The sequence below is a fragment of the Streptomyces malaysiensis subsp. samsunensis genome (genome assembly GCF_024519315.1).
Taxonomy (GTDB): Bacteria; Actinomycetota; Actinomycetes; order Streptomycetales; family Streptomycetaceae; genus Streptomyces; species Streptomyces malaysiensis.
Window position 1 is genome coordinate 1 of the sequence record NZ_JANIIC010000030.1, and the last position, 12,913, is coordinate 12,913.

General features: G+C 67.9%; 12 protein-coding genes and 3 pseudogenes. 5 read left to right on the forward strand and 10 right to left on the reverse strand.

Annotated features, from left to right (window positions below):
• On the reverse strand, positions 1-1,059 hold a 1,059-nt coding region (locus NQU54_RS24305), incomplete at its 3' end, for a transposase (protein WP_257632965.1).
• A 300-nt stretch (positions 1,060-1,359) separates the two neighbouring features.
• A complete protein-coding gene (locus tag NQU54_RS24310; RefSeq protein ID WP_257632966.1) occupies positions 1,360-1,791 on the reverse strand; it encodes a MarR family transcriptional regulator in 432 nt (143 codons plus the stop codon).
• Between the two features lie 91 nt (positions 1,792-1,882).
• Between NQU54_RS24310 and NQU54_RS24315 the strand changes: the two genes are divergently transcribed.
• Entirely contained in the window at positions 1,883-2,290 is a 408-nt protein-coding gene (locus tag NQU54_RS24315) for an SDR family NAD(P)-dependent oxidoreductase (protein WP_257632967.1), read from the forward strand.
• 17 nt (positions 2,291-2,307) lie between these two features.
• Positions 2,308-2,427 (forward strand): annotated as a pseudogene (locus tag NQU54_RS24320) (IS5/IS1182 family transposase); the annotation flags it as partial.
• 29 nt (positions 2,428-2,456) lie between these two features.
• Here NQU54_RS24320 and NQU54_RS24325 read toward each other — a convergent pair.
• On the reverse strand, positions 2,457-3,344 hold the full coding sequence (locus NQU54_RS24325; protein ID WP_257632968.1) for a hypothetical protein: 888 nt from the start codon (positions 3,342-3,344) through the stop codon (positions 2,457-2,459).
• Positions 3,345-3,673: 329 nt separating this feature from the next.
• Positions 3,674-4,049, reverse strand: a pseudogene (locus NQU54_RS24330) (IS5/IS1182 family transposase); the annotation flags it as partial.
• Between the two features lie 346 nt (positions 4,050-4,395).
• Here NQU54_RS24330 and NQU54_RS24335 point away from each other — a divergent pair.
• Together NQU54_RS24335 and NQU54_RS24340 are read left to right on the forward strand one after the other, a co-directional pair.
• Positions 4,396-4,482 (forward strand): 3-hydroxyacyl-CoA dehydrogenase NAD-binding domain-containing protein, encoded by an 87-nt coding sequence (locus NQU54_RS24335; protein WP_257633078.1) that lies wholly within the window; start codon positions 4,396-4,398, stop codon positions 4,480-4,482.
• 210 nt (positions 4,483-4,692) lie between these two features.
• Positions 4,693-5,423 (forward strand): annotated as a pseudogene (locus NQU54_RS24340) (IS701 family transposase); the annotation flags it as partial.
• A 118-nt stretch (positions 5,424-5,541) separates the two neighbouring features.
• On the opposite strand, the gene NQU54_RS24345 reads toward NQU54_RS24340, so the two are convergent.
• Positions 5,542-6,048, reverse strand: coding sequence for an alpha/beta hydrolase (locus NQU54_RS24345; protein WP_257632969.1), 507 nt, complete (start codon positions 6,046-6,048; stop codon positions 5,542-5,544).
• Between the two features lie 285 nt (positions 6,049-6,333).
• Here NQU54_RS24345 and NQU54_RS50160 point away from each other — a divergent pair, with 285 nt between their 5' ends.
• Positions 6,334-6,621, forward strand: coding sequence for a hypothetical protein (locus tag NQU54_RS50160; RefSeq protein WP_257632970.1), 288 nt, complete (start codon positions 6,334-6,336; stop codon positions 6,619-6,621).
• Positions 6,622-6,648: 27 nt separating this feature from the next.
• Here NQU54_RS50160 and NQU54_RS24355 read toward each other — a convergent pair whose 3' ends face one another.
• The 5 genes from NQU54_RS24355 to NQU54_RS24375 are packed head-to-tail and all read right to left on the reverse strand — an operon-like array spanning position 6,649 to position 12,693.
• Positions 6,649-8,178: a class I adenylate-forming enzyme family protein gene (locus NQU54_RS24355; protein WP_306279019.1), complete on the reverse strand. Its 1,530-nt coding sequence runs from the start codon at positions 8,176-8,178 to the stop codon at positions 6,649-6,651.
• 2 nt (positions 8,179-8,180) lie between these two features.
• Positions 8,181-9,128, reverse strand: a complete 948-nt coding sequence (locus NQU54_RS24360) for an MBL fold metallo-hydrolase (protein WP_257632972.1) — start codon at positions 9,126-9,128, stop codon at positions 8,181-8,183.
• Entirely contained in the window at positions 9,125-10,168 is a 1,044-nt protein-coding gene (locus NQU54_RS24365; protein WP_257632973.1) for an ABC transporter permease, read from the reverse strand. The genes NQU54_RS24360 and NQU54_RS24365 overlap by 4 nt, the downstream gene beginning before the upstream one ends.
• Positions 10,165-11,715: a sugar ABC transporter ATP-binding protein gene (locus NQU54_RS24370; RefSeq protein WP_257632974.1), complete on the reverse strand. Its 1,551-nt coding sequence runs from the start codon at positions 11,713-11,715 to the stop codon at positions 10,165-10,167. Before NQU54_RS24370 ends, NQU54_RS24365 begins: the two co-directional genes overlap by 4 nt.
• A complete protein-coding gene (locus tag NQU54_RS24375) occupies positions 11,716-12,693 on the reverse strand; it encodes a sugar ABC transporter substrate-binding protein (protein WP_257632975.1) in 978 nt (325 codons plus the stop codon).
• Positions 12,694-12,913: the final 220 nt, after the last annotated feature.

Here is a 12,913-nt window from a genome sequence, read left to right on the forward strand (position 1 = left end):
CAGGTCAAAGCGTCGCAGGAAGGACTGCCAGCAGCGGTCCACGTCGTCCGCGGTGGCGCCGGTGCGTGACCACCACAGCCAGACCGGCTTGTTCGCCCCGCCGCTGGGCAGCTTCTCCACGACCAGGCGGACGACGGTGCCCTCGATGATGGGCAACGGCCCGTCGTGGCCGAGCCAGGCCGCCCGCCGTGTCAGCCGCGGGTGAAGCTGGTCCCACGCCTGCGCGGTCGCCTTCCCGTAGAGCCGGGTGTCCGTGACCGTCACGGCCTGCTCGGCACCCCAGGTGGCTGGGGTGCCGAAGACGAACTCGCCACCGTGCTTGGGCGGTCGACCGCCTTTCGGGTCATGGACACGCGGCGGCGTCGGCCGCCGCATGACGCGGTCGGAGCGGAGCCGACCGAGGATCTGCACCGGCAGGTCGCCCAGCAGGTGGGCGATGCGCGGTGCGTCGTAGCCGGCGTCCAGCACCACCAGGATCTCCGGGTCGCCGTCACCCCACTGGCCTGCGGCGACGAGCCGCTCGACGACTTCGCGGATCTGGACCGTGGTCACCGCGGCGACATCCGCCCCGGGCTCCAGGCGGACCGCGTCCAGCACCGCCGTCCAGGACGTGCGGCCGGTCTCCAGCGCGGCGACCACCGAGTACGGCCAGCCCGGCACCATCTGGTGTTTGCCCTCACCCCTGCCGTATGTGTGGCAGAAGGCCCGGTCAGGGCATGTGCCGGCGTCCGGCCGCAGCCACGGCGAGACGTCCGCAGCCAGCACCAGGCGGCCGTCGGCCGCTCTCGGCAGCGGCACCCCGGCCACCGCCCGGCGCAACCGCTCGACATCGATGTGACCACGGTTGAGCCCGCCGTACAGGGCTCCATGGCCGCGGCGGTGTTCCGGCGCGAGAGCCAGGTCCACCAGTGTTTTCACCGGGCCATCCGTGCACAGCAGGGCGTCGCTCAGCTCGAACAGGGCATCCCCGCGTCCGCTCAGGCACTCGTAGAACTCCGCCCGGAAGCGTGACAGCGTTGCGAACGCCTCCCGCTTGTCGGGCTGTTGCAGCACACTCATCTCCACGGCCCCGGTCTGGTCGCGTGCGTCCTTGGTCGGAGCACAGGATCAGGCCAGGGCCACCCACGTGTCCGGCGAATGCCCTGGTGAGCGAACCAAGTTCGAGTCGCGTTTCGACCCGGTGGATAAACGACAAGCTTAGTCGGCATCACCCATCGGTTGCCGGACAGCGTTTAGCTAACTCGCCACCGAAACCCGCAGGTGTTTCACCGCCGCCAACGTCAGGCCCACATCCTCCCCGGATACCTCGGCGGCCCGCGCCCCCGCTGCATCCTCGAACGGAACCGATTGGGTTTCGGATCAATGGTGGTTGAAGCTCGGCGCTGTTCCCTGGGTGAGTGCGGTTGCCAGGGCGGCGAGGCGGTCGTGTTCCTCGGGTGTGAGACGGCTGAACCGGTCGGCGACCGATTCGGCGAAGCGCTCCCGCAGGCGTGCGATCAGCTGTTCGCCCTCCTGGGTGGCCGTTACGCGATTCACCCTACGGTCCTCGCTGTCGCGCTCTCTCGCCAACAGCCCTCGCTTCTCCAGCCGGTCGATCATGCCAGTGACATTGGTCCTGTCGCAGCCGAGAGTGATGGCCAGTTCACTGAAGGACGGCCGATCGGACGTCAGGACGCACAGCAGCTGGGCCTGCTGAGTGGTCAGGCCGAACTCGCGCCCGATGAGCGCGTAGAGGGCGGCGGCCTCGCGGTGCAGCGTGGCTACGGCCGTGGCAAGGGCGTGCGAGGTCATGGGGGACAGTCTAGATGATTGACGTTGTCGACCATTTACGAGACGATCTCACCTATCGACATCATCACCTTTTGAGGGCTCGGGTATGCGCATGAACAGCAAGGTCGCGGTCGTGACGGGAGCATCCCGGGGAATCGGGCGCGCTGTCGCCGAACGGTTGGGGGCGGCTGGAGCCCGGGTGATCGTCAACTACCACTCGGACGCCGTCGCGGCGAAGGATGCCGTGACCGCCGTCGAGCGTGCGGGCGGACAGGCCACCGCGGTGCGAGCCGATGTGCGCGACCCGGCACAGCTGAGCTCCCTGTTCGAAGCGGCCGTCGAGGAGTACGGCGGGCTGGATGTCCTCGTCAGCAATGCCGGGAGGGCGTGGCAGATGTCTCTGGCGGACGCCACGGACGACGACTTGGAGCTGCACCTCACCATCAACACCTGGCCTGTCTTCAGAGCCCTGAAGGAAGCCTCGCTCCGTATGCGCGACGGTGGGCGAACACCGGGCTGACGTCCCGCACCGCAAACCGGCCCGGGCGGCCGCTGCTGAAGGGCGAGGAAGAGGACAATGCCGCGCACCGCAAGGTCCGCGCCCGGGTGGAGCATGTGATCGGCCGGATGAAGAACCACAAGATCCTCCGCGACTGCTGACAGCACGGCAACGGCCTCAACCCGCCTTAGCGGCCGAGGGCTTGGCGCACGGTCAGGTTGTGGTGCTTCCGCAGCCGGTACAGTTCCCAGCACGACAACACCGTCACCGACACCGGAGCGCCGAGCAGGAACACGATCCGGGCAAGGACGGGAACCTCGGCGTTCTCGTTGTTGATCACGTCGAGGGCGGCCATCACCCACACGAGCAAGGTGGCGAGGATCGGCGGCAGCACCTCGTGGATGTCGGCGGTGCGGAACACGTGCATGAGGCACAGCGCGATCCCGTACAGGGCGAAGCCCAGCGACCACGCGCAGAGGGTGACGAGGATGACCATGCCGGGGGTCCCGATGGCGTCACGGAAGCCGGCGGTCGCCGAGTCGGGTGCGACGGCGAGGGGGAACGTGGCCATGGACCCCATCAGAGCCGCCACCGCCCCGAAGGACTTCAGGGACCGACGCAGGTAGAGCCCGCGCAGCGCACCCTGCGCGGCGAACGCGAAAAGGGCGATCGCGAACGGGAAGGCGCACACGAGGACGAGTGTGCTGATCCAGCTCTGGTTGAACTTGTCGTCCGCGACGGTCTCGACGCCCTTGGCGGTGTCGACCGGTTTGTACGTCATGACCAGCACGAGCCAGGCGCCGAGGCCGAGCCCGGTCCGCCACATCTGGATCTTGCGCACCGTCAGATCCTCGACGGTGTCCGGGCGCGAGGGGCGGAAAGCCCGCTGGGCGGCGTAGAAAGGGTTGTAGACGCACTTGAGGATCCGCTGCCCGCGCGTGAGCGGCGGCCGGGGCGGGCGCGGGAACGGCGGCTGCGGGCCACCGCCGGGCGGCTGTGGCGGGTACGGGCCCTGCGGATGCCCCGGGTACCCCTGCGGCGGCACGGGCGCGGGCTGCGGCGGGTAGGGTCCCACGCCGGGTCCGCCGGGGTGCGGGTGGTGTCCGGCCCCGGGGTAGGGCCGGGACCTTGGCCCGGCTGTCCACCGGGTCCGGGTCCGCCCGTCGGACCCCAGTAACCATTGCCGTTCGTACTCATGCAGTGCCCCCGATGTTTGCTCTGTGCCGTGCGGGGCGCGGCTCGAACCGCCCGCTCAGCGCGCGGCGTGATCTTACCCATCGCGGAGGCCGAGAAGCACACGTTTCGGGACCGGCCTGGCACCGGTGGGTAACGACCTGGGGTGCGATAGGGAGCGGCAGCGTTCCTCCGGCAGACCTGATCGCCCGACCCTGCTCGCCACGACCTGTAACCGTCTGTCATTCCGAAGCGGCTCAGGCCCTGTTCGCCTCGGTCGACCGGTGAGCGTCCGGCGGCCCTTTCGCCTCCGGGCGCTTTGGTGATCGAGCCGTCATTGGCGATCTGGTCCAGGACAAGGCCGACGATTCGGTCGTATGCCTTCAGGACTACGTGGCGAAGCAGGGCGAAGACGCCCAGCCGGATTCACTCGTCACGGCGGTTGCGGATCGTGGTGGCTGAGCAGGTGGTGTCCGCTATGGCTGGGCAGGAGCATCCGAAACGGAGGAGCCGGAGCAGCTTGTTGAAGATGATCCGGTCGCTGGGGCAGCAGCGCCGTGAATTGGTCCCGGAGGAGTTCGGTTGGCCATGATGGCAGTGCAGGCACAGGTCTCCTGGTGATCACAGAGCGTCGCAATTCCGTGATCACTGAGCTCTCGAAGAAGCTCCGGGCCGACTGGGCGACCTGGCGGATCTCGTTGTGGGGGAGTGGTATTCGCCCATATCGGATCCTGCTTTCGAGGAGTGGGGCCACGAGACGCTCTGACCGCCGTCGATCACGATGACTTCGCCCGTCATGAAGTCGGAGGCAGGGCCGGCGAGCGCCACGATCCAGGTGGATAGCTCGTCGGGGTGCGCGAACCGCCGGGCCTGAATGGCTCGCAGAATCTTCTGGGGGGAGTTCTTCGTCGGCGCGCATCTCGAACATTCATGTCGGTGGCGAGGTAGCCGGGGTGCCGCATCCACAGCGCTTCGCCGGGCTGCACTTCTTCAACCCCGCTCCGCTCATGAAGGTGATCGAGCTCATGCGGGCCCTGTAGACCGACGAGAGTATCGTCGAGCGCGCATCGGCGGGGCGGGTTCACTGGCGCGTATGTGATCGAGGCGGGTGGAAGGGACCGGTGAGGTTGATTACCCGGGAGTGGACACTGGCTGCGCGAGCATCCCGGCGTCGAGGTCGTGTGCCGTGACGGCTAGTACTGCAACGGTGCTTGCCGTGACTGCTGGTCAGTTCGGTCGTTGGGGTAGTTATGGGTGGGGACCTTGCTGGTGTCAGGTTTTGGGCGAGTGAGCTGGACGCTGTGCACGAGCGGTTCGTGCACCGTTTCAGCAGGTCGGAGCCGCGGGAGTCGGCACTGGCCGATATGCGGGGTCTGATCGCTCCGCGGCAGCGCAAGAACGGCTGGACCTTGGCGGAGGAAGCCGGTCACGCAGGCCCTGACCGCATCCAGCGCATGCTGAACCGGATTGACTGGGACGCCGACGAGGTCCTCGATGACGTGCGCCGGTACGTGGTCGGCAACCTGGGTGACCGGGACGCCCCTATGCGGCAGCTGGCGGCCGGACGCTGATCGACCGCCGTTTGTATCTGCCCACGTCCTGGACGGACGACCGTGACCGGTGCCGCCGGGCCGGCATCGGCGACGAGGTGGCCTTCGAGACGAAAGTGGCGATGGCCAAGGCGATGGTCCGCCGCGCGATCGCGGAGAAGATCCCGTTCCGGCGGGTGACCGCGGACGCTGCCTACGGCTTCTCCAAAGGCTGGCGGTCGGAACTGGAGCGGGCCGATGTCTTCCACGTCATGGCCACCACGCGCCACGACACCGTCGTGACCCGCTGGGTCATCGACCACCCCGTCCACGACCTGTTTCCCGGCCTGGCGAGGCAGAAATGGAAGCGCCGTTCCTGCCGCGACGGCGCCCACGGGCGGCGCATCAACGACTGGGCACGGGTCGAGGTCAGACCCTGGCACCGGCCCGACCCCGATCCGCAGACCGTCGGTGTGACCGTCAGCGTCACGGTGCATGCTGCGGTCCGGCTGACAGTGGGGTTCCCCGCTGCCTGGGGAGGCCGTCGGCTCTGCGGTCACCTCGCGGAGGTCATCTGCTCACTGGCTGATGGGGGGTGACCCGGACACCCGGGAATCCGTTGAGGACGGTGTTCTCGGCGGACTTATCACCGAGGAGGTGCAATCGGAAGAAGGAGCCGATGTACCGGCTCGTGGCGTCCTGCCGCTGGGGCGGGCTCCAGGTGTCTTGTGGGTCGCAGCTGGTGTCGTTGTCGTAGGCCCACTCGGAGTTGAGGAAGTTGTGGTTCGCGCCGGAGAGGTCGACCTCGTAGAAGGGGACCTTGTTCCGCCCGGCCGCGTTCTTGGCGAAAGTGCGACGGTTCATTACCGCGCCTCCGTCGCAGTCCCCGGCCAGCACCGCGAACGGGATCTGCGTGATGCGGTAGTTGAGGTGCTCGGGCGAATCCGGATCGGGAACGTGGTAGTCGGCAGGGGCGAGAGGGACCGCTGCCCGCAGGCGGACTCCGCGGGGGAGGTCAGCCTCGTGGATATCGGCTGCTTGCCAGGCCACGCCCCGGCCGCCGCGGGAATGTCCCATCAGCCCGACGTTGGTCAGATCGAGCCGGCCACGCAGCGCCCGCAGGGGCTCGGCCAGGGCCCCTCGCCGTCGTTCGCGTCACGGAGCATCTCCGGGTGCTTGTTCACCAGTGTGGCGCGCGCCATGTCGGCGGACGTGCCCAATTCCCCCGCGTTGATACCGTTCACGCTTACCGAAACGGCGACGAATCCCTGTTCCGCGAGCGATTTCGCAAGGTAGTCGTAACCTATGTAGCTCGGAGGTCGCCCTCTCCCTCTGTTCGATCCCCGGACGCTGACATGGTTCGTGTGCCGGGTCGCGCCACGAGAGGGTGTTCTCGATGGTGAGGCGGCGGGCCATGAGGCCGGTCATACCGAGGCAGATCATGGCTTCGGGCCGGTGCGGGTGGGTTTCGAGGTCGAGCGGCAGGCGATGGTGGAGCACGTGTACCGCTCCGTCACCGAGGCGGTCGAGCTCCTGGTGGTTCGCCGCGACGCTCGCCGAAACCGTCAAAGCCGCTTCGGCGAAGGCGGCCCGAGCCGGGTGGGCGATACGGCCCGTGCCGCCCTCGTCCCCAACGGCCAGTGGGAATGATCCCCGTTGGGACAACCTCAATGGCCGTCACCAACCGCCCCATCCTTGTCTCAGCTTCTTCTTGTCGATCTTTCCGACCGCGGTCGTCGGCAGCGATGGCACAATGACAACCTCCTTCGGCCGTTTGTAGCTGGTGAGCGCCCCGCGGGTGGCCGACCGGATCTCCTCGGCGCCGATGTCGGGACGGTCGGGCACGACGAAGGCGACGACGGCCTCGCCCCAGTCCGGGTGTGGTATCCCGGTCACAGCCACTTCTCGGACTCCGGGCACGCGAGCGAGCACCTGCTCGACCTCGGCGCAGTACACGTTCAGCCCGCCGGTGATGATCATGTCCTTCTTGCGGTCGACGAGGTAGAGATATCCATCATTGTCGAGATAGCCCAGGTCACCGGTATGCAGCCAGCCGTCGCGCAAGGTCTCGGCGGTTTCGGTTTCACGATTGAGGTATCCCTCCATCGTGTACGGAGTGCGTGCGACGATTTCGCCGACCTCGCCCGGGCCGCAGACAGACCCGTCGTCGTGGACCTCGACCTGCGCCATGGCGACTGCCTGCCCGCAGCTGGACAGTCGGTGCGTGGCGCGGTCCAGCCGGTGATCGTCGCGGCGCAACCGAGTCAGGAAGTTGGGCGCTTCCGACTGTGCGTACAACTGCATGAACACCGGCCCGAAGGTGCGCAGCCCCTGCTCCAGGCGCTCTACGGCGATCGGCGCGGCGCCGTAGAGAATCGTGCGCACCGACGTGGTGTCGACGTCCGGCCGCTTCGTCACCGCGTCCAGCAAGCGGTAGATCATCGTCGGCACGAGGAAGAGATAGCTGACGTGATCGCGATCGATCCGCTCAAGTACGACATCGATCTCGAAGCCTTCCTCGATGAAGACCGACGCACCCTTCGTCAGCGCCGCCTGTAGCAGGAACCCGGCGCTGTGCGGCAGGGGCGAGGTCAGCAGGAGGATGTCTTCCGCGACGAGTTCCATCTCGATGACGTGCGACAGGAGGTTGGCCGCGATGCCTCGCTGGGTGTGCACCACGCCTTTGGGCCGACCGGTCGTGCCGCCGGTGTACATGATCAGCGCGTGCGTCTCCGGCGGCACGGCCGGTTCGGCCGTCAAGGGTTCGTGAGCAACCGCCTCGTCCCACGAGTCCGGGCCTCCGTCGCCACCGCGAACGATCACCCGCGGGTCGGCTCCAAGAGCCTTCGCCGCGTGGACCGAGCCCAGCCGGTCCTTCTCCACCAGGCACACCCGAGCACCGGAGTCCGCCACGATGTACGCCTGCTCATCGGTCGACAGCATCAGGTTCACCGGCACCTTCGCCGCACCCAGCAACGCGATCGCCAGGTCGGCCACCACGTACTCCGCTCCGTTCCTCAAGATGACCACCACCGGGTCGCCAGGGACTATGCCGCGCTCTTGGAGGTGGCCGGCGACCGCCCGCGCCGCCTGGTCCAGGTCGGCATACGACCACGTCCGGCCGTCGGTCACCAGCGCGGGACGTGCACCGTGGCGCCGAACCGCTGCGAGCAAGTAGTCACGGAGAACTGCGTCGGTTCCCATCATGATCAGACCCTGGTGACGATCGGGTGACCGAGCCACTTCACCGCGTCGGCGAGGGCAGCCGACCGTACCACCGGTTCGCCGTTCAGCTCGGCGTACGCCGCGTGGACGTTCAGGACGAACCGTTCGGGATCGAGCAGGTGCGTCCAGCCGGAGAGGTCGGCACTCTGCGCCACGCCGAGCGGAGTCAGTCCCTCCGCGATGCCACGTCGCGCCTCGCCGAGGACGAAGCGGTAGTACCTCTCGTGCTCCGCGATCGTCTCCGTGAACCCGGCGGCGTCCAGGATCTCGCCGTGACCGGGCACGATGACCTCTGGCCGAAGGGAGGCCAACCACCCGAGGGAGTCGATCGCGCCGGACGGCCTGCCAGCCATGACCATCGGTGTATGCCCCGGGAACAGCAGGTCACCGGTGAACAGAACCCTCGCGTCAGGCACCCATACGATCAGGTCGCCATCGGTATGCGCCGTGTATCCGGGGTGGAGCAGATCCACCCGGCGGTCGCCGAGATGGATCGACATGTCGCCGGCGATCGCCAACTCGGGCGCTCGCAAGGTCAGGTCGCCGAACTCGGGCCTGGGCTCCCAGAAGCGGGGAAATGACCCGAGCGTGGTGTCGGCGAGCAGGCCGGCCCGCATGTTCTCGTGTCCGATCAGGCGCGTCGTGGTGGGGAGAAGGCAGTTCCCGTAGGTGTGGTCGCCGTGGTGATGGGTATTGATCGCGAATTCCAGCGGTCGAGAGGGGCAGGCCGTCTCGATGGCCTCCAGGAACGCGCGCGTGCGCCGTTCCGTGGTGCAGGTGTCCACCACCGCGATCGATGTATCACCGGCGATGAAGCCCGCGTTGTTGATCCACCAGGTGCCGTCCGGCTGAATCCAGGCGTAGACGTCGTCGGCGACCTCCACCAGACGGCCGTCCGGGGGCGGTGGGCAGACCTGGCCGACCGGGCTCATCGCGTACCCCCCAGCCGGCGCTTGGCCAGAATGGCCGACGCCGCGACCGCGATGACCACTGCCGCGCCGTTGAAGAACGGCTCGACCCAGTCGTCGGCTCCGGCGAGGGTCAGACCGTTGATGCTGATCGCGACGAAGAAGACGCCGACGAGCGTGCCTGCGACGGTGAACCGCCCCAGTTTGATGGTCGTCGACCCAAGGAAGATCGCCGCCAGCGCGGGCAGGGTGTACCCCGCGCCGACGCCAGCTGCCGCGCTGCCCGTGCGTGCCAGCAGCAGCACCCCCGCGAGTCCGGCGAGCGCGCCCGAGAGGGCGAACGCCATCATCACCGATCGGGCGACCGGCAGACCCACGAGCCGAGCCGCGGACTCGTTCGAGCCGATCGACAGCAGCGTTCTGCCGAATGCCGTCAGGCCGAGCATGTACGCGACGGCCAGTGCGACGACAATCAGCAGCCAGACGGGCCGGGCCACACCCAGCCAGTACTGATTGCCGAAGGCGGCGAGACTGTCGGGAATGCCGAGCAATGTCGTGTCGCCGGCCAGGTACGAGCCCACGCCGGCCAGCAGCGTCGACATGCCCGAAGTGATGACCAGCGAACTCGCGTTGAAGTAAGCGATGATCACCCCGTTGACGAGCCCGATGACCAGACCCGTCAGCATCCCGGCCAGCACGCCGATCGCCAGCGGCAGGCCCAGTTGTGTCACGACCTTGGCCGTCGTGATGGACGAGACCATGACGATGGCACCGACGGAGAGGTCGAACCGTTCGGCCACGAGCGGGACCAGGGCGGCGAGAGCGGCGATGACGAGAATCGACTCGTTGGCCAAGATGTTGCGCATGTTCGCCGTGGTCGGGAAGGTGCTCGAGGTCACGGGCCAGAGTGCGAAGAACGCGGTGATCGCTATCAGGAGCAACACCAGGCCGAATCGCTCGGCGATGTGCGACAGCCGACGCATCGGCGTCACGCGGGTCACCTTGGTTCCCGGCTCGGTGGGCTGGCTGTCGGTGGGGAGATGTGTCACCGAGGTGGTGCTCATTCGTCCTCCGTGGAGTTGAACAGGGTGTGCCCGACCCATTCAGGTGTGATGTCGGATCCCGTCGCACAGGCGACCGGGGTACCGCCGTCGAACACGTAGACGCGATCTGCGAGGTGGAGCAGTTCGTCGAGGTCCGAGCTCACCAGCAGCACACCGGCACCGCCGCGGGCGGCGTCCGTGATCTGCTCGTAGATCTCGGCACGAGCACCGACGTCGACACCTTGCGTCGGTTCGTCGAGCAGCAGAAGCTTCGGATCTTGGCCTAGCCACCGGGCCAGTACGGCCTTCTGCTGGTTGCCACCGGACAGATGGGCCATCACGGTGTCCGGTGCCGCCGCACGAATCGAGAACCGGTCGATATCGGATACCGCGTCTCGAAGCTCCTGGCGCCTGCGGAAGACCCCCTTCCGCAGGTAGCGGTGGAGGTCCGCGACGGAGAGATTCATCTCCAGGCCGAGGCTGTGGAACGCGCTGTGCCGGGCCCGGTCCTCGGGCACGTACGCGGCGCCATTGTGGATCGCTGCGTCGACGCGGCCGCGGCGGATCGGGCGGCCGCCGAGCATGACCCGGCCCGCCACATAGCCGTGGACACCGAAGATCGTCTCAAGCAGCGACGTCCGGCCGGAGCCGACCAACCCGGCCACCGCGACGATCTCACCGGGGCGGACGTCGAGGTCGACATCGTGCAGGGGGCCTCCGGTGAGTCCCTCGACCCGCAGGATCGGGGCGGCCGATCCGTCGGCTGCCGCGGATGCCCGCTTATGGAGGATGCCGCGCTCCTCACCGACGATCAATCGGGTCAATCGGCGTCGGTCGAGGCATTCCGCGGACTGGGTCGTCTGGTGGACGCCGTCGCGGAGCACCGTCACCGAGTGGCTGTGGTCCAGCACCTCGTCGAGGCGATGGCTCACGTAGAGGATGGTCTGGCCATCGGCCACGAGGGCGTCGAGCCTGTCGAGAAGCTCGTCCACCTCGGTGTGGGGGAGGCGAGCGGTCGGCTCGTCGAGTACCAGGAGGTTGACTTCCGTCGTGTCAGCGTCGCGCAGCCCACGGGCGATCGCCACCAAGGTGGCCTCTGCCGGCCGGAGGTCGCGTACGCAACGGCGCGCCGCCACCGGGACCCCGAGCCGGTCGAGCACGCTCTGTGCCTGGTGGTGCGCGGTCCGCCAGTCGATCGACCGGTAGGCCCGGGGCATATCAGGTCCCAGCAGGTTCTCCGTGACGCTCAAGGCGCCGAACAGTCCCAGGTCCTGATGGACGAAGCGGATACCTGCCTGGTGGGACCAGGCGGGGGTGATGCCGTCGGCGCTCCGCGAATGCGGCCCTACCGTGATCGTCCCGCCCGGATCGGCGCGGTACACCCCGGCCATGATCTTGATGAGGGTCGACTTTCCCGACCCGTTGCCGCCCACGAGCGAGTGGAACCGGCCCGGCGCGACCGAGAACGTCACATCGTCGAGGGCCCGCATGCCCGGAAAGGTCTTGGTCACTCCGGCCAGCGCGAGGGCGCCGGCCGGAGCGACGGTCGAGGAGGGTGTTCGCTCCACCTACGAGACACCCCAGATCCGCTTGTAGTTGCCGACGTAGGGAGCGCTTGGGTCATTGCCGTCGTACACGTCGGCCTTCGGGCGGTGGTCGGCGTCCATGCTGCCGAAGCCGAAACCGGCGTCCACCGCCTTCTCACCGGCGAACATGCGGTTCACGCCGTCGGCGGTCGCCCAGCCCGTCCAGCGCCAGGGCCGTCCGAGGGCGAATGACTGGACACCGCTCTTGACGAGCTTGACCGACGCGGGCACACCTTCCTGGCCGACGAGCAGGATCTCGCGGCCGCCGGCTCGCGCTTGCTGCACCGCGGAAGCCACTCCCAGCGAGATCGCGGCGTCCACGGGCACGGTCACGACGTTCGCCTTCGGAGCCTTCTGTAGCGCCGCTGAAACCTTTCCCTGGAGCTTGCCGGCCGCGAGATCCGCTCCGGTGTAGGACACGGTCGTCACCGTGCAGCCGCCACAGTCCTCGAAGCGTTTGTGCGCCGATTCACCGATGTGCCGCGTGCCGGCCGAGTCGTCCTGACGGAGCTGGATGATGTTCGCCTTGCCCTCCGTCTTGGCGATCACCCAGTCCGCCTGGCCCGGCCCGACGCATGTGTCGGTGAAGGTCGCGTAGTCGGTGTTGTCCGGGCCCCAGACGAGCTCGCCGTCGAAGAGCGCCTTGCCGCGGCCGGCCGCGTACTTGTCGTCGCAGTCCAGGGCGTTGGCCGCGAACACCTTGGTACCGGACTTCTGCGCCGCTTCGATCGCGCCCTTCACCGGCGCGCAGTCGATCCCGAACAGCACGAGTGCGTCGGCCTTCGCCGCGGCCGCCGCTCGGATCTGGGCGTTGTACACCGAGGGATCGAGCTTGCCGTCGGCGATGGTGACCTTCCAGCCGAGCGCCTTGCCCGCGTCGGCGAGTCCTTTGGCCGGCATGCTGCAACCCGGTGCCACGGTCGAGCACGCGATGGCCCAGACCTTCTTGCCCTTCTGCACGTCTTATCTCGCCTCACCCGGCCGACCATGACCGTCTCGGCGGGCGAGCGCGCTCACAAGGAGACAGGAAATGAGAAAGACCAAGACCATCCTCACGCTGCTTGCCACGGCCGCCGTCCTGACGGCATGCGGCTCCGGTGGAGCGAACGGCAGGGCGTCAGGCGGCGGGACGACCAGTGAGGACGTCCTCGCCGCCGCCCGTAAGGCGACGAAGGCGAAC